This is a genomic window from Kroppenstedtia guangzhouensis, assembly GCF_014637345.1.
Classification (GTDB): domain Bacteria; phylum Bacillota; class Bacilli; order Thermoactinomycetales; family DSM-45169; genus Kroppenstedtia; species Kroppenstedtia guangzhouensis.
The window spans coordinates 113,750-130,499 of record NZ_BMEX01000004.1; the positions used below are offsets into that span (position 1 = coordinate 113,750).

Here is a 16,750-nt window from a genome sequence, read left to right on the forward strand (position 1 = left end):
TTAATCCTTCGCATGCGAATTGTCAATGGGCCTTTTTGGAAATAACCCCCATAGTTATTACTTTTTACAATACGATATGGTACTATAGACCGAAAATACAGAAAGTTGGATGGGGGTGGGATGGATAACAAAGGAGGGGACCATAGTAAACCAGTGGGCCGCGGGCATGGTCTGTGTGATGGTTGTCGGCTTCGTCTTTGCTCTCTGGAGTGGGAAAAGCGGGAGTCGGAAAGCGATGCGGAGAGTGATTTGTCTGGGGATGGTGGGAATGTTGGCCTTGTTTCCGACCCACGGGGGAAATGCTCCCGTGGAAGCGAAGAGAACTTCGGATCCGGGAGGTTTTCTTAATATCATGCCACTGGGGCAGAATGGAGTGGCAACTTTGGTGATGTGCTCGCATTTCTGATCAGCAAAAAGTTTCCCAAACATTTCAACGACCAGACACAAATGTATGAATCCCTGATCAAGCGTTCCCCAGCTATCACCGAAGATGAACTGACACGTTACTTCAAAGTGGTCTCCCTGGGAGTGGAAGGGAGACCGAAGCGGACCTACTCGCCCAAGACGGGGGTAACGGTTGGAAGAGATGGTTTCGGTGTTCCCCATATTCAGGGACAGACCCGGGAGGCGACGATGTTTGCGGTGGGGTACGTGACGGCAGAAGACCGTCTCTTTATGATGGACGTGCTCCGTCATCTTGGTCGGGCCCGATTGAGTCAATTTCTTGGGGACAGCGAACGAAACCGCGAGATGGACGAGGCCCAGTTGAAAGTGGCTCCCTACACCGAGGCAGATTTGACCCGCCAGGCTCAAAAGTTGTGCGCACAAGGGACGGAAGGAGCCCAGGTCTGTGAAGACATGGAGGCTTATATTGCCGGAATTAACGCCTATATCAAAAACGCCAGATTGAACCCGAAGTACCTGCCCGGTGAATATGTCACCCTGTTTAAGAACCCCCAAAGGTGGAAGATGGAAGACAGTGTGGCGATCGCCAGTCTGGTCGGAGGGATTTTTGGCGAGGGCGGCGGTGAAGAAGTGGCTGCGGGCAAGTTTCTCTCCTAACTTCAACAAAAATATGGTGAGAAAGAAGGACGAAGGATCTGGGAGGATTTCCGGAGTGCCGAGGATCTGGAAACGCCGGTGACGATCCACAAGCGCTTCCCTTATCAGCAGGGGCACCGGGTGGATCCCCGCTCCACAGCCCTACTGGATCTGAAAATCGTAGATCAAACCTTGGAGGAAATGGAACCACCGGAGATGAAGATCGATGGTCCCATGGGTCCCATCGATCTCCGCTTACCTGATGGGATGAGCAATGCCATTCTGGTGGAGGGGAAGCATACCAAGGCAGGGCGACCGATCGCCGTCTTCGGCCCCCAGACCGGCTATTTCAGCCCGCGGTTGTTGACAGAGGGCCGGGGATTGAAGCCCGTGGAGTCGGCTTTGCCGGAGTAAACCTGTATGTGCAGATGGGCCGGGGTCGGGACTTTGCCTGGTTGGCCACCTCCGCCGGAGCGGACAACGTGGATCAATGGGTGGTCAAGCTTTGTGAACCGGACGGGGGGCAAGCCCACCCTGAGTTCCCAGGGCTATCTGTACAAAAGTGCCACCCCATGGAGCCCCTGAACCACTCCCAGCAGGTGACTCCCTGGGTGAAAGAGGAAGAGAACAATCCCCGGATGAAAACGAAGTAGATGAATATGGAGGTGAATCTGACGATCTACGGTCCTGTCAGTGCTCGGGGGACGATGGAAGGGAAGCCGGTGGCGGTGATCACTCAACGCTTTACCTATATGAAAGAGCTGAACATTGCCATCGGGTTTAAACGGGTCAACGACCCCCGGTATATGAGCGGGGGAGCAGTCTCCTTCCAAACTGCCTTTGATCGAGTCGACCAGATTTTCAACTGGTTCTATGTGGACAAACAGGATTTCGCTTGTAAGTATTCCTGTTTGTGCCCCGTCCGCGATAAAAGGACGGATCCATTATATGAGCGGGAAAAGGGGGGACAAGCGAACAAGGGAAAGATCAGGTAACAATACACAAAAAAGTGGATCAAACACCTGCATAAAGGTGTTTGATCCGCCCTCTGACACTAATTTATTCTTACTGGTGGTGGGACGAACAGTCATCCTAGGATGAAGGGTGCCATCCTACCCAGCGGAAAAACTGGAGGGAGGGCGTTTAGGGACAACATCCTTCCTTGTAATGTTTCCGAACGGCTTTGAACACGATCTTTCTATCCAAAATGTGGCTAATCAACACGCTTGGAGTAATACTGTATTTTTCAATCAGAAGAGTCTATCTAGTTCGGAAGCTGACAATTTACTCAAGTCATTCAGCAGTAACTCGGATAGACGAAGGTCAGGGTTTTCCAATACTTGCTCTGTAATAGATACAAGATCCTGCAGCAATTCTTGAATCGTTTCATGCTTGAATACATCAGTGCTGTATTCAAATGAAACCTTGATATCATTTTTTATTTCCGTTACATACATAGTGAGATCAAATTTTGATTTTCCGCGGTCCAAATCAACAAAATCAGCCTCAATTTCAGGTAGTTTTAATTTGCCGTGGGAATCACTTTCGTATGCAAACATAACTTGAAACAAAGGAGACTGGTTTAAATTCCTCTCGGGAAAAAGCTCCCTAACCAACATATCAAAAGGTAAATCCTGGTTCCGAAGAGCTTCCAGAGTGTTTTCGCGTATTTGCTGTAGAAATTTTCGGTATGTCGGATTATCTGTGACTTCCGTTCTTAAGACCGTTGTATTTACAAAGCAACCAATTACGTGTTCTACTTCGCTTTGATTTCGGTTTGTCAGTGGAGTACCTACCACTAAGTCCTCTTGTCCACTATGGATGTAGAGCAAAGCCTTAAATAGTGACAAAAATGTCATATATAGGCTTGTTCCCTCTTGTACACTAAGTTTTTTCAACGACTCCACCAGCTCGGGAGGATACCATACAGATACTTCTGATCCATTGAAACTCGGTACGGAGGGTCTTTCAAAATCCAAAGTCAAAACAGATCCTTGCGGAAAATTGGAGAGTTTCTCTTTCCAGTAATTAAGTTGACTGAGGAGTGCTGATTGATCCCAGGTTTGCCTTTGCCAATAGGCATAATCCTTATATTGAATTGGGCTATCTTCCAGCTCAGGTATAACGTTTTTGGTATACGCACGATAAAGGGTTGAGAACTCTTGTAAAAAAATATCCATAGACCAACCATCAAACACAATATGGTGTACGACGATCAACAACCAATGTCTCGTTTCATTCAACTTTATGATTTCGAAACGAATCGGCAGCTCTTTTCTGAGATCAAAAGGCACCTTCAGTTCTCGTTTGCAATGCTCTAAGGCAATTGCTTCCCTGTCATTTTCCAAACTGGATAAATCATTGTATCCACAATCGAGGTTTTCCAATGGTAGAACAAATTGTTTTGGAACCCCATCCTTGTTCGTAAACCTCGTTCGGAGGGATTCATGGCGCTTGACAATGGTTTCCAAACTTCGCTTCATGGCAGAGAGGTTCAATTTCCCCTGCAACTCAAGAATAGTTGAGATATTATACAGCGATGATTCTAAATGAAGCTCGGACAAGAACCACATTCTTTCTTGGGTATACGACAACGGATAATAACCATCGGGAAGTTGCACCGGGTGAATAGTTTTGCTCTTTATGAATTCTTCCCCTTTATATTTCCTTATTTTTTCTCCCAACTCACTCACAGTGGGAGATTCAAATAAAACGCGAATCGGTAACTGAATTCCCCATTCATTTTTCAATCGATAAAGCACTTGAACAGCCGCTAGGGAATGTCCGCCTAATTCAAAGAAGTTTTCTCCAATTCCTACCTGATCTAAATCAAGAACCTCTGCAAATATAGCAACCAGTCTGGACTCGATATCATCTCTTGGCTTCTCACTCAGACTTTCATGGTTCACATTTGTAATCGTTAATTCGTTTAGTGCTCTCAGATCCAGCTTTCCACTCGCGTTTATTGGCAGCGAGGGTAACTTTATCACTCGGGACGGAATCATATAGGCAGGGAGAAGGCTAGACAAATGCCTTTTCAACTCTTTTTCTATCACATCGGAATCACTCGGCACGATGGCAGCAACTAGTGAACTCCCATTATCACTATTTTTCACAAAAACCACGGCATCTTTGACTCCAGGATAGGTTTCCAGAGCAATTTTAACCTCTTCCAACTCTATCCTATACCCTCGAATCTTTACTTGTTGATCGATCCGACCGATGTATTCAATCGTTCCATTCGAAAGCCACCGTGCAAGGTCCCCTGTTTTATATAGTTTTTCTCCTTCATCAAATGGATTCGGCACAAATCGCTTCCGGGTTAATTCAGGCCGATTCAAATATCCCCTGGCCACTCCTTTTCCACCAATGTAAAGTTCTCCTGGAACCCCCACCGGGACAGGCTTCATCTCCTTATCCAAGATGTAAAGCTGCTGATTATCACCGGATCGACCGATGGGAACAGAACGGCCTGTATGCTGGTTCGGATCAAACGGATACGCAGTACATATCACTGTCGCTTCTGTGGGGCCATAAGCGTTATATAATTCGACCTTATGATCAAATTGATTCAAAATTTTTCGGGCAAAGGAAACTTCTAACTCTTCTCCCCCCAATATAATCCGTTTCTTCGATGAGATTTTGATAGGATTGTGCTGGATCATTTTCAAATGGGAAGGAGTTGTTTTCAATATTCCTACTCGACTATCTTCCACCGCTTTCAACATTAATTCTTCAGCATGCTCTTCCTCATACAATACAACTGCGCTACCGGAAACCAAAGGGGCAAACACGGCAGTCACTGTTGCATCAAATGATAATGAGGTGATAACAGGCATGTTTAACGGCTCGCCCTTCATCAGCGCTTTTTTGAACCAGTAGAGATAATTCACAACCGATCGATGTTCGATTGCCACTCCTTTGGGTTTTCCGGTTGAACCTGAGGTATAGATGACATAAGCCAGGTCATTTACTTGACCAACTTTTTTCGGATTGAATACAGCTTCAGAGGTTAGATCCAATTGTTCGAAGTATAGTGTCTCACCGGAATATGAGTGAGGAATTTCCATGTGGTTGTGAAGAAGCCACAGGGAAATACCTGAATCTTCCATGATATATTCCACTCTTTTAGAGGGAAGGGAAGAGTCGATCGGTACATAACCACCACCTGCTTTTAAGATGGCTAAAATTCCCGTCACCATATCGAGTGAACGCTTTACAGAAATTCCAACTAAGCTTTCGCGATGAACACCTTTTCTTCGCAGCAAATGCGCCAGTTGGTTTGCCTTTCTGTTCAGCTCTTGATACGTGATTCCCTTCTCCTCAACGAAGACTGCCGTTTTCTCCGGGGTTTGCTCTACTTGTGCTTCAAATAAATCGACTAGTGTCAAATGATGGGGATAATCGGTTTTGGTTTGATTCCAATCCACGACTACTTGTTGTTGTTCTTTCCTTGTTAATATATCTAGTTTTGAGATTTTTTGATCTGGATCCTTAACGATTTGCTCAAGTAAATATTGATAATGACCGACCATTCTCTCAATAGTCGATCTATTGTAAAGATCCGAGTTGTATTCCCAATCAACGGTGATTCCCCATTCTGCCTCCTTCCTCTTTCCTTCATACCGAGGCGTTACAACGATATTTAAATCAAATTTGGCAGAGCCATTGTGTAATCCCGTCCATACATCAGCGCTTAATTCCGGCATGTCTAGTTCAGGGAGGGGAGAGTCGTGAAAGCTGAATGCCACTTGAAAGAGTGGATTAAAACTGAGATCCCTTTGAACTCGCAAGCTTTCCACCAATTTATTTAATGGGTATTGTTGATAATCATACGCTTCCATTACAACATCTGATACCCGATTTAACAATTCTTTGAAACTAATCTCACCAGAAAGATCCGTTCGCAATGGCACCACATTAACTAGCATGCCGATCAGATTTTCTGATTCTCGCAGGCTTCTGTTTGCAAATGCGGAACCAATCAATATATCTTCTTTGCCTGTATATCGGTACATTAAAGTTTTAAATACAGCCAAGGTTGTCATAAATAAAGTCGTTTTCAACTCTGTGCTTAGCTTTCGCAAAGATTTACACAAGTTGAGCGGCAGTTCCATTCTAATTTGTGATCCGCGAAAACTTTGTTGCTTTTGACGCGCAAAATCGGAGGGAAGTTCCAACACAGGTGGACGGTCACCTATTTTTCGTTGCCAATAATCCAGTTGCTTCTTAGCTTGATCGCTGTTGATCCATCTTTGTTGCCATCTTGTATAATCAGCAAACTGTAGGGGCAAATGTGGCAGTGTTGGCTGGTTTCCGTTATGAAGTGCTTGATAGCTGGTGTATAGCTCTCGTAAAAACTGGTGAAAAGACCATCCATCATGGAGCAAATGATGTTCCACATGCAGTAGCACATGTTGGTCATTAGACAGTTTTAATAGTGACCACCTTACTAGAGGGAGTTTTGATATGTCGAATGAACGGGATATTTCATTTTTCACATATCGATCGATTTCCGACGCTTGCTCCCTGTTGGATAACGTACTTAAATCAATCACTTTCAGATTATAACTCATGGATTGATGAACTTTTTGATAGGGTTTTCCGTTTCTTTCATGAAATGTGGTGCGAAAAATTTCATGACGTTGAATAATCAGATTTAGAGCTTTCTCTAGAGCTGGAACGTTCAAGTTACCTGAGAAAGCGATACGTGCCTGAAAATGATAAGCCAAATTATCAGGGTCGAGATGATGAGTGAACCACACGCCCTCCTGGGGACAGGACAATGGAATATCCGAGTCATCATCATTTATCGGATACATTGCAATTTTCGTTTGGGGATTTTTTCTTGCTGTTTTTTGCACTTGTTCCGCCAATAAAGCAACGGTTGGCAGTTCAATAAGAGTCCGTATCGGTAGATCGATATCAAATCTATCCCTAATTCGTGAAATCACTTGTATAACCAACAACGAGTGGCCACCCAAATCCAAGAAATGATCATGAATGCTGATGTTCTTCTTTTGCAGCACTTCTTCCCATATTTCTATAATGGCTCTCTCTATTTCATTTCTTGGAGCATGATCCTCACCTTTACGACCCTTCTTCTCTGTATCCATCCCTATTAACTGCTTTCGATCAACTTTTCCACTCGGAGTGAGAGGAAGCTCAGGAATAAATATAAAAGTGGACGGTACCATATAAGAAGGAAGTTTGGTTTTTAGGTATTTTTTCAATTCTTCAGCAACAGTATGCTTATTTTTTAATACGATATATGCGTTCAAATAGTGAGATTGGCTCAAGTCTTTTTTAGCTAGCAAAACAGCATCTTTCACATCAGGATGTTGCTTAAGAACAGACTCTACTTCTCCCAGTTCAATCCGGAAACCACGGACTTTCACTTGGTCATCGATTCGACCGATATACTCAATGTTCCCGTCCGCTAAAAATCGAGCCATATCTCCTGTCCGGTACATACGTCCTCGCTTTTGAAACGGATCGTCTAAAAAACTCTCTCTTGTCAAATCTTCTCGGTTTAAATATCCCCTTGCTACACCTTCACCACCGATATACAGCTCCCCTATTACACCAGTGGGGACTGGTTTCAATTGTGCATCCAAAATATATGCCTTTGTGTTATGTATCGGTTTTCCAATGGGAAGTTTACTGTCCTTTTCTTGTTCCCCGCTGGAAGTCCCTTTCGTGTATGTCGTAGCTGTGACCGTTGTTTCCGTAGGTCCATACGTATTGATCAATGTTATAGACGAATTGATTTTTTCCCAACGCTTCACCCGCTCTTCCGAAGCCTTTTCACCCCCAATAATAACCAAGCGAACCGAAGCCGGTGGAGATTGTGTTGAAACAGACATTTCATATACCCATACATGCCAAAAAGCAGTAGGTAAGTTTAGAACCGTAATCTTTTCTCTTTCTATAACATCTACAAAATTAGATAGGAGCTCATCTTTTGTTTCTAATACAAGCGTAGCCCCACTTAACAAAGTTGGGAAGATTTCTTCTACGGACGCATCAAAACTAACGGAAGCAAACTGCAATACACGATCATGTGGTGTTAAATCGAATATTTCTGATACGGCATTCTGGTGATTCACTACTGAGCGGTGCTCAATCATCACTCCTTTCGGTTGGCCTGTTGAACCGGATGTATAGATGATATAAGCCAAATGTTGTGGTAGTGGTAGAATGCTGAGAGGATCCGAATCCATACTGCTGATCGCATCCTGTTCCCGGTCAAGACAAATTATTCTCTGCTGTTCAATCGGAATGTTATTTGTTAGTTCAAGTTCGGTTAAAACATAAGAGATCTTTGTATCCTCAAAAATAAAGCGAATCCGTTCTTCTGGATACTCGATATCAATTGGCACATATGCTCCGCCCGCTTTTAGTACTCCTAAGATTCCGATGATAAAGTTCGGCGAGCGCTTCGTAAGGACTGCCACCAGTGATTCAGAAGAAATTCCTTTTGCACGTAAATAGCGAGCCAGTCGGTTAGTTTTCTCGTCTAGTTCTCGATATGTCATTTTCGTCCCTTGAAACGTTAATGCAATTGCTTCAGGTGTCTTTTTTATTTGCTCCTCAAACAGATGGATAATGGTTTGATCTGGATTTTCCCTTTCCTGAAAATTATTTATCATGATCATCACTCCAATTTTTTTTGGCACAGTCATTCGTTTTCAATTGAGAAGGGGGAGGGGGCATGGCTGGTTGACTTCCGTTGATACGAAGCTAGCCATACCGACCCGGAGCCTTGCCCCAGGCATATCAGACACGCCCAACATAGATGGTAGTCGTCTTTCTAATTGCTATTGTCAAAATGAAGAAGAACCACTCAACTTTTCGTTATCCGCCAAGCCGATTTTTGTTTAAAATACGGCATTACTCCCTATTTTACTTATGACGCGAATCCTCATTCCCCTCGAATTCAGTGTCATGCTCGCCGGCACCGACATGAGTCCAATACTCCTCAATTATCAGTTGGTATAAATTCCGAAAAAGGTTTGAAGAAGTCAGTTAAGTGGTTGTTATTTTTATCTCTAAGCAACAGAGATAGTATTATAAAAATCACTCTATTTCAACTATTAAATTAGTGCAAAATTCCATATAGGTAAAAATGGATATCGAACGGCGGTATTTGACTATAGACAGAAATTCTGGTTTATTGGTATACCCTAAATCAAGGGGGAATTCAGATGACTTCGATGCAACAGAAGGGTTCCAACTCCACGCCTATTAGTGACGAAGATCTTCAGAAGATTACGTTGGGGGAGCGGAAGCCGCACAACGCGCCAATCACTCTCGTCGAGTACGACCCACGCTGGCCTGAACTTTTCGATCGGGAGGCGAATCGGATTCGCTCTGCACTCGGCAACAAGGCATTGCGGGTAGAGCATGTCGGTTCGACCTCGGTACCAGGGCTGTGTGCCAAGCCAATCATCGACATGCTGCTGGTCGTGGCGGACTCCGCCAACGAAACGTCCTATATCCCGGCCTTGGAGACAGCAGGTTACACGCTATGGATCCGGGAGCCTGAGTGGTTCGAGCACCGTCTGTTCAAGGGATCCGATATCGAAATCAACCTACACGTGTTTAGCGCAGGCACATCTGAGATTGAACGAATGATACGCTTCCGTGATTGGCTACGGGCCCATGATACCGATCGGGATAAATATGCGCGGGTCAAGCGCGAGCTGGCTCAGCGTGTGTGGCGGCACGTGCAGCACTATGCGGAGGCCAAAACCTCGATTATCCAGGAGATCATGGATCGGGCGAACGCAGCCGACGGCACGCCCGACATCACCGGAACTTAAGCGCCCAGACCCTCGCAACCCTCATGTGGCGATGAAGGGGGAACAGAAGCATGCTTTTGAGAACCGGAGATTGTAACTGGATCGAGGGGAGTGTTAGGGCCGGGGATTCGCGGATCATTAAGCGGTAAATTGAAGCCAGACGGGTTTATACCCGCCTGGCCAAAAGCGCAAACCAATTTTTCCATCGTCTCCATACAGGTTAAAGGGTTGATAAAAGTTGTAATTTGTGGGTGAGATCAAATGCCTGCCCCCACACTCAGGGCCAACAGATACTGGGCGGTGAAATAGGTGCTCATCACCCCGAGGTCTCCCCGGGGGAAAGGATGGACAAACCGATTCCAGCCGAGAATGGCGTCCGAGAGATAGAAGAGCAGAGCTCCGATCAGGAGGAGGGAGGAACCGGTGAACCAGGCCGTCCAAACCATCAGGGAGATCACCAGCACATAGGAGAGGACAGCAAACTGCAATCTCCCCCCGCCTTCTTCCTTGACCCCGGGTCGTAGAAAGTAGATATAAACCGCACCGAACAAAATCAGCACCAAGGTGAACCCAACCCATCCGGAGCCGTCTTTCATCCCGAGGAAGAAAGCGGTGACATAGCAGAGATGAGCGAGAAAAAAAGAGGAGAGTCCCTGGATGAACCGATTGGACGGCAACATGAGGAAAACATCCCCGACAAGGGAAAACAGAAGGCCGATCAAAATCAGCCAACCGTAGCTTCCGGGTTCCTTCGCCAACCCGACGGCGGCGAGCAGGATGATCCAGATCATCGTTCCCGGCTTCAAAAGAAATTTCCACAGTTGCCGGTCTTTGTACAAGGCCAACCAGAGATAGGCGAGGCCGGAGACGAGGGTTGCGATGGAAAGAAACAGAATCACGCCGATGACCTCCTTCGTCCTCTTGCTAACCTGTATTCGATCCACTGATGAGATATCCTTTTCTTTTAAGAATGGGAATATTATTGATAAATGGATGGAGTCGGCTTTTCGCTTACTCAGATTATGGGCGGTGGGAGAGGGACGTGTGCTGTGTCAAGCCGGGAGCCAAGGAATCCAGAGAGACTGGGCGCCTATGGGATGCGCCGGCACACTGATTCATTCCGTGGTCTCCCTGGAATGGCTGGAACCTGAGGATTTGTAACAGCCAATAAATGTTTTGTCCATACCGGGCAGACGAATAAAGAGACGGCAACGCACCGTCTCTTTTTCTTTTAACTGTCCGCTTTCCAGGTGAGATATCTCGTCATCAGATCAATCGCTGTTGGAATGGCCTCTTCATTGGGGAGAAGGGAAGGATGATGCAGGCCGTGGGGGCTGTCGACCCCCAACCAGAACATCATGCCGGGAATCTCCCGCAGAAAGTAGCCGAAGTCTTCTCCGGCCATCGCCTCCCGGCATTCCACCACGTGAACGCCACCTTCTTCGCCGGCCCAGTCCATGAATTGCCGGGTCAGGGTCTCCTCATTTTCCACCTGGCAGTAGTTGGATCCCCAGTCAATGCGGGATTCACAGGCAAAACCGGTCTCAATCCCCCGGACCAGCGCCCGAATACGGTTTTTGATCTGTTCCATGGAATCCATGGTTAAGGTGCGGATTGTGCCCTCCAGTCGGGCTTGGCCGGGGATGATATTTTGTTTGGTGCCGATGCTCACCTTGCCCAGGGTGAGGATGGCGGCGTCCAACGGGTCGATGTTGCGGGAGATGATCGTCTGCATTTGCATCGCCAGCTGGGAGGCGGCGATCACCATGTCATTGGAGCGATGGGGCAGGGAGGCATGGCCGCTCACTCCGATCAGGTCGATATATAGTTCCGAAGTATTGGCGAACAAGATCCCCGGCCGGGTGGCGATGGTTCCCACCGGGTACTCGGGTCCGATATGAAGCCCGAAGATCTGATCCGGTTTCCAGGACTGAAATTCTTCACTCCGGAGCATGGGGAGGGCGCCTCCGGGGCCCTCTTCCGCAGGTTGGAACAGAAACAAAAGATCATCCCTGATCGGGTGTTCCACAAAGTGATGCAGGATCCCGAGGGCGATGGCCATGTGAAAATCATGTCCGCAGGCGTGCATGCGGCCGGGGTGCTCCGAGGCGAACTCCAATCCGGTCTCCTCCCCGATGGGAAGGCCGTCGATGTCGGTGCGCCAAGCGAGGGTGCGGCGGGGACGGATCCCCTTCACCTTGGCCAGCACCCCGGTGCGCCAGGTTTTCACTTCCAGCCGCTTTGGGGGATAACGGGAGAGAAACTCCAAAATGAATTTCTGCGTTTTAAATTCGGCAAATCCCAGTTCGGGAATGCGGTGAAGCCGGCGGCGGATCTCCACAAAAGGGTGCAGATTGTTGCCCATGGACTCGCTTCCCTCCTTTAAACCAAGATCTGTTGCAGTCTGGATTGCAACTTTTGGATAAATCCATCGGTCTCCTCCGGTGTGAGTGTCAGGGGCGGCAGGAGGCGGATGACGGTCTGCTGGGTGATATCGATCAACACGCCGTCAGCTGTCAGGTTCAGCTGCAACCGTGCTGTTTGTTCCGGAGTGAGCGTGGTGTCGACCCCGATCATCATCCCCCTGCCGCGGATGTCTCCGATCACCGCCGGAAAACGACCCCGGAGTTCCTTCAGTTGTTTCCAGAGGTATTGGGCGTTTTTTCTGCCTTGCTCCAATTGCCCCTGATCCAGCAGAACATCGAGGACAGCATTGCCCAGGGCGGCACTCAAGGGGGAGGGAGCGAAGGTGGTGCCGTGGTCTCCCGGCCGGAAGAGCGCCTCCAGTCTGTGTCCGGCGATGATCCCACCCAGAGGAAGGCCGCCGCCCATCCCTTTGGCAAAGAGGATTAGATCCGGCTTTAGCCCCGCCTGCTGGTATGCGAACAATGTTCCGGTCCGCCCCACTCCTGTCTGAATCTCGTCCATGACCAGGAGTATTCCCTTTTCCCGGCAGAGACGGGCCATCTCTTGCAGATAGCGAAGATCCAGGGGCTGCACTCCGCCGGAGCCGAGGATGGGCTCTGCGAGCAGGGCTGCCGGGCTTTCCCGCTCACAGACTTGCCGCAACTCTTCGATCCGGTTGGGCTCCACCTCATGCACGGGGAAATCCGGTTGCGGAAAATCCTGATAAACACCCGGCTGCCGGGTGAGTCGTACCGCTCCCAGCGTGCGCCCGTGGAAGCTCTTTTTCATCACCACAAATCCGCTTTTTCCATCTCCGTGTTTCCCGGACCATTTGTGAACCAGCTTTACCGCCGCTTCCGTCGCTTCCGCCCCGGAGTTGACAAAAAAGACCTTGCCCTCGATGCTGTGGGCGGTAAGGCGTTCCGCCAACCGGATGGCAGGCGGATTGAGAAATTTGTTGGAGATGTGGAGGAATCGATCGCCCTGCCCGTGAAGGGCTTTCAACACCGTCGGGTGGGAGTGGCCGAGAATGTTGACAGCCAATCCCGTGAACAGGTCGAGGTAGGGCTTTCCTTCTGTGTCGTACAAATAATTGCCTTTCGCCTGGGCGATGGCGATGGGTAACCGATGGTAAGTGGGCATCAGGTATTGTCGGTCCAGTTCCAGCCAGTCGGTCATCGTGGCCCCTCCCTGTATTTCGGTTCGCCGGAAATGAAAAGGAGGGCCGCCCTTGGACGGCCCGGTCTTTAAAGCTGGCGCAACTCTTGTTTGATTTCCGTTTTGGCACGGGTTTTTTCATCGATTTTCTTGATCACCCGGGCCGGGGTGCCGGCCACGACGCTGTTGGGAGGTACATCCTCCACCACGATGGCACCGGCGGCCACCACGGAACCTTTGCCGACGCGGATCCCTTCTAGGATGACGGCATTGGCTCCAACCACGACATCATCCTCAATGATGACCGGTCGGGCCGACGGGGGTTCGATCACACCGGCGATGACGGCTCCGGCGCCGATATGGCAGTTGTTGCCGATGGTTCCCCGGCCCCCGACGACAACATTCATGTCGATCATGGTACCTTCCCCGATGACGGCTCCGATATTGATGGAGGCGCCCATCATGATCACCGCATTTTTTCCGATCTCCACCTGGTCCCGAATGATGGCACCGGGTTCGATCCGGGCCTGGATGTGTTTCAGGTCCAGGAGGGGGATGGCGGAATTGCGACGGTCGTTTTCCACCACCAGATCTTCAATCCGGTCTTTGTGAACCTCCAGGATCGGCTTCAACTCCTCCCAATCCCCGAACAGGACCCCCACATCTCCCGAGATGAAGGAGTGGACCTTCTCCCCGAAATCAATCCCGTCGAGATCCCCTTTGATATGTACCTTGACCGGGGTTTGCTTTTTGCTGGTTCGGATAAACTCAATAATCTGGTTGGCATCCATCATTTCCATTTTTCAAAACACCCTTTCTGTCTTCGGAGCGGGATTCGATGTTCACTTTACCCGAGTATAGCACAACCGGGTCGACCGCTGAAGCTGTCAGGATTCCATTGGAAGCGTAGTGATTTACGATGGACTTTTTCACAACGTTTTTGGATCCATCAAGCAAGCTCCTGAATAGTCTCAGGAGCTTGGGGTGCCGATGGCCGTGGTTTTGAATCAGTTGTTGATAAAGCGTTCAAAGACAAAGCTGAAATCTTTGATCTCGTATTGTTTTTTGAGGTCCGTCAGCCAGGAAAAAGCGTTCTGGTTCAGTTCCTTGAATTGTTCTGACAGAGTTCCGTCGATGTGGCGGATATTGCTTAAGGTTTTGGATGCCAATTCCAGACTCTCTTTTCCGTAATTCATCAACACCTCATTGTCCCTTGTGATTTCCTCGATTTTGAGCAGGGACTTGTATAGGTCCTTCAACTCTTCCAAGTGTTTTTTGTGTACGTCGATGGAATAAGCCTGGGAACCGATGACGAATTTGATTTCCACATCCAAGTCGACGGTACCGGCTGTTTCCAACGTGACATTGGAGATGGGATATTTGAAGTAGTCATAACGACGAAGGGTGCGCTTTTTGCTGGTGGCACTGGTTCCATCCAAGTGGATGAGGGCTTTGTTGGTAAAGCAATATTCATCCGCTTTGGACTTGATCAGGAAGAAAATTTTCTCCTGATATTCGTGCATCACATAGTCGTCTGCATCCACTTTGTCATAATCCTGGGGCTTGATCACGGAGCCGATGTCGCTCAATCCAAGTACATCCGATGCGACTTTACCAAACATGAGATCAGTCCTGTTCTGTAAGATTCTCTCCCTTTGGGGAGTCGATACAATATTATCACAAAATGTGTCGGATCCGGTCCGGTTTTGGGAGGTGGCCGGTTTTTTATTTGTTTATAAACCCTTTAGAAATGGTTGCTACCTTGAAAGAAGGAGGGATGAGACATGAAAACCATGTTGGAAGTGAAGGGATTGACCAAAAAAGTCCAGGGTCGCACCTTGTTGCGGGAGGTCGGGTTTGCGGTTCATTCCGGGGAGATCTGTGGATTGCTGGGTCCCAACGGAGCTGGCAAGACTACTTTGATCCGGGTGATGACAGGATTGATCCGCCCCACCGCCGGCAGTATCCGGGTGGCGGGGGTGGAGGTGCACCGGGAACGGAGTCGGGCCTTACGGAAGATGGGGGCGATTGTGGAGAATCCGGTCTTTTTCCCCTACATGAGCGGACGGGACAATCTGATCAACCTGGCGCTTTTGGACCCGGGTCTTCCTAAGAACAAAATATCATCCCGTGTGGAGGAAGTGCTGAAGGTGGTAGATCTGGTCGGGCGGGCTGATGACAAGGTGGGTACCTATTCCCTGGGCATGAAACAACGATTGGGGATCGCCCAGGCTCTGTTGGGTCATCCGGAGGTGATCCTCCTGGATGAACCGGCCAACGGGCTAGATCCCATCGGAATGCGGCAATTGAGGGAGTTGATCCTGAAGCTGAATCGGGAAGAAGGGATCACCTTTTTGATTTCCAGCCATTTGTTGGATGAGATTCAGCGAATTTGCAAGCGGCTGGTGGTGCTCAAGGATGGGGCTGTGATCTGGCAGGGAGAGACCGGGGAGTTGTCCGGGTCCAGGGATTTGGAAGAAGCTTTTGTGGAGTTGGTGAGCGGATGATCCGTCTGTTTCAGGCCGAATGGAAACGTCTGTGGAAACGAAAACTTCTCTGGGCGATCGTGGGAGTCCTCCCCGTGGCGGCTTTTGCCGCCGCACTCTATTATGAAGGCGCCAACCGGGAGGTTTCTCCGGAAGTTCCCCAATACGCGGTGGTTGGAAATTTTCCGGTGTTGGCGATGGCGGAGATGTTGTTGACTCTGTTCAACTTGATCCTGATGGCCTTGGTTGCCACCCTCTGGACTGAAGAGATCCGGTCGGGACAGTTGCGGTTGGTGTTGCTGCGGGCTCAGACCTTTTCCCTGATCTGGTGGTCCAAAGTCGGGGTTTTGTTGGGAACGGTAGTGCTGCTCCTGATGATTTTTTTCGGATTCAGTTACCTGGCCGGGTATTGGATCCTGCCTCATGAGGACACTTATCCCCTCTTTTACCGGGCGGAGCCGGTGGACATGTGGGAAGGGTTTGGATATAACCTGCAGTATTATGGGCTCTCCTTTCTTACATTGGTTGCCTTTGCGGGTTTTTTGCTGCTGGCGGGAAGTGTGTGCCGGACGGTGACCGGCATGCTGGGAGCCGGGATGGCCTTTCTCCTTTTTTCTGTTTTTTATCCCGAGCTGGCAGGCTATTTTCGCCCTCTGTTCAGTGATGATCAGTTTTTTCTGCTCTATTTTTCGTCCCTTCCCATGATCCAATGGGAAGGCATTGTGAACCTGCTGGCGGATCAGCCACAGTGGCCCGGCTGGCTGATGGGAGTGCTGGCGGGGTACACCAGTATATTTGGCATTCCGGCTTATCTGTGGTTTTCAAGACGGGATCAATGGCATTGAGGAGGATCAG

14 protein-coding genes are annotated in these 16,750 nt (G+C 48.7%); 8 read left to right on the plus strand and 6 right to left on the minus strand.

The annotated features are described in order from the left end of the window. Positions 1 to 235: 235 nt before the first annotated feature. From IEV46_RS07080 to IEV46_RS07100, 5 genes are all read left to right on the plus strand, one after another. Positions 236 to 406: a hypothetical protein gene (locus IEV46_RS07080; RefSeq protein WP_188431401.1), complete on the plus strand. Its 171-nt coding sequence runs from the start codon at positions 236 to 238 to the stop codon at positions 404 to 406. Further along, entirely contained in the window at positions 391 to 1,062 is a 672-nt protein-coding gene (locus IEV46_RS18610) for a penicillin acylase family protein (protein WP_188431403.1), read from the plus strand. The genes IEV46_RS07080 and IEV46_RS18610 overlap by 16 nt, the downstream gene beginning before the upstream one ends. Before the next feature lie 78 nt (positions 1,063 to 1,140). Continuing rightward, positions 1,141 to 1,455, plus strand: coding sequence for a penicillin acylase family protein (locus IEV46_RS18615; protein WP_188431405.1), 315 nt, complete (start codon positions 1,141 to 1,143; stop codon positions 1,453 to 1,455). Positions 1,456 to 1,469: 14 nt separating this feature from the next. Next, positions 1,470 to 1,694 (plus strand): hypothetical protein, encoded by a 225-nt coding sequence (locus tag IEV46_RS18335; protein ID WP_268235877.1) that lies wholly within the window; start codon positions 1,470 to 1,472, stop codon positions 1,692 to 1,694. Continuing rightward, the gene (locus IEV46_RS07100) at positions 1,695 to 2,036 is read left to right on the plus strand and encodes a hypothetical protein (protein WP_188431407.1); all 342 of its coding nucleotides are present in this window, start codon (positions 1,695 to 1,697) and stop codon (positions 2,034 to 2,036) included. A 255-nt stretch (positions 2,037 to 2,291) separates the two neighbouring features. Here IEV46_RS07100 and IEV46_RS07105 read toward each other — a convergent pair whose 3' ends face one another. Next, positions 2,292 to 8,693, minus strand: coding sequence for a non-ribosomal peptide synthetase (locus tag IEV46_RS07105; protein ID WP_188431409.1), 6,402 nt, complete (start codon positions 8,691 to 8,693; stop codon positions 2,292 to 2,294). 555 nt (positions 8,694 to 9,248) lie between these two features. On the opposite strand from IEV46_RS07105, the gene IEV46_RS07110 reads away from it, so the two are divergent. After that, positions 9,249 to 9,866: a GrpB family protein gene (locus tag IEV46_RS07110; protein WP_373284570.1), complete on the plus strand. Its 618-nt coding sequence runs from the start codon at positions 9,249 to 9,251 to the stop codon at positions 9,864 to 9,866. 236 nt (positions 9,867 to 10,102) lie between these two features. Here the strand turns inward: IEV46_RS07110 and IEV46_RS07115 are convergent, their stop codons facing one another. The 5 genes from IEV46_RS07115 to IEV46_RS07135 all read right to left on the minus strand — a co-directional run bounded on the left by IEV46_RS07115 (position 10,103) and on the right by IEV46_RS07135 (position 15,031). Then, on the minus strand, positions 10,103 to 10,744 hold the full coding sequence (locus IEV46_RS07115; RefSeq protein ID WP_188431411.1) for a lysoplasmalogenase: 642 nt from the start codon (positions 10,742 to 10,744) through the stop codon (positions 10,103 to 10,105). 332 nt (positions 10,745 to 11,076) lie between these two features. Then, positions 11,077 to 12,210 (minus strand): N-acetyldiaminopimelate deacetylase, encoded by a 1,134-nt coding sequence (locus tag IEV46_RS07120; protein WP_188431413.1) that lies wholly within the window; start codon positions 12,208 to 12,210, stop codon positions 11,077 to 11,079. 17 nt (positions 12,211 to 12,227) lie between these two features. After that, the gene (locus tag IEV46_RS07125) at positions 12,228 to 13,430 is read right to left on the minus strand and encodes an aspartate aminotransferase family protein (protein ID WP_188431415.1); all 1,203 of its coding nucleotides are present in this window, start codon (positions 13,428 to 13,430) and stop codon (positions 12,228 to 12,230) included. A 68-nt stretch (positions 13,431 to 13,498) separates the two neighbouring features. Further along, complete coding sequence (dapD, locus tag IEV46_RS07130; RefSeq protein WP_188431417.1) at positions 13,499 to 14,209, minus strand: 2,3,4,5-tetrahydropyridine-2,6-dicarboxylate N-acetyltransferase; 711 nt, start codon at positions 14,207 to 14,209, stop codon at positions 13,499 to 13,501. A gap of 207 nt (positions 14,210 to 14,416) precedes the next feature. After that, on the minus strand, positions 14,417 to 15,031 hold the full coding sequence (locus IEV46_RS07135; protein ID WP_188431419.1) for a PH domain-containing protein: 615 nt from the start codon (positions 15,029 to 15,031) through the stop codon (positions 14,417 to 14,419). A 162-nt stretch (positions 15,032 to 15,193) separates the two neighbouring features. Between IEV46_RS07135 and IEV46_RS07140 the strand changes: the two genes are divergently transcribed. Beyond that, entirely contained in the window at positions 15,194 to 15,916 is a 723-nt protein-coding gene (locus tag IEV46_RS07140; RefSeq protein ID WP_188431421.1) for an ABC transporter ATP-binding protein, read from the plus strand. Then, positions 15,913 to 16,740, plus strand: coding sequence for a DUF2705 family protein (locus IEV46_RS07145; protein ID WP_188431423.1), 828 nt, complete (start codon positions 15,913 to 15,915; stop codon positions 16,738 to 16,740). Before IEV46_RS07140 ends, IEV46_RS07145 begins: the two co-directional genes overlap by 4 nt. The last annotated feature ends 10 nt before the right edge of the window (positions 16,741 to 16,750 follow it).

Bases quoted from the DNA above. Each gene is read 5' to 3' on its own strand.
- IEV46_RS07080 (WP_188431401.1), top strand. From the start codon at position 236: ATGCGGAGAGTGATTTGTCTGGGGATGGTGGGAATGTTGGCCTTGTTT.
- IEV46_RS18335 (WP_268235877.1), top strand. From the start codon at position 1,470: ATGGGCCGGGGTCGGGACTTTGCCTGGTTGGCCACCTCCGCCGGAGCG.
- IEV46_RS07100 (WP_188431407.1), top strand. From the start codon at position 1,695: ATGAATATGGAGGTGAATCTGACGATCTACGGTCCTGTCAGTGCTCGG.
- IEV46_RS07105 (WP_188431409.1), bottom strand. From the start codon at position 8,693: ATGATAAATAATTTTCAGGAAAGGGAAAATCCAGATCAAACCATTATC.
- IEV46_RS07110 (WP_373284570.1), top strand. From the start codon at position 9,249: ATGACTTCGATGCAACAGAAGGGTTCCAACTCCACGCCTATTAGTGAC.
- IEV46_RS07120 (WP_188431413.1), bottom strand. From the start codon at position 12,210: ATGGGCAACAATCTGCACCCTTTTGTGGAGATCCGCCGCCGGCTTCAC.
- IEV46_RS07125 (WP_188431415.1), bottom strand. From the start codon at position 13,430: ATGACCGACTGGCTGGAACTGGACCGACAATACCTGATGCCCACTTAC.
- dapD (WP_188431417.1), bottom strand. From the start codon at position 14,209: ATGGAAATGATGGATGCCAACCAGATTATTGAGTTTATCCGAACCAGC.
- IEV46_RS07135 (WP_188431419.1), bottom strand. From the start codon at position 15,031: ATGTTTGGTAAAGTCGCATCGGATGTACTTGGATTGAGCGACATCGGC.
- IEV46_RS07140 (WP_188431421.1), top strand. From the start codon at position 15,194: ATGAAAACCATGTTGGAAGTGAAGGGATTGACCAAAAAAGTCCAGGGT.
- IEV46_RS07145 (WP_188431423.1), top strand. From the start codon at position 15,913: ATGATCCGTCTGTTTCAGGCCGAATGGAAACGTCTGTGGAAACGAAAA.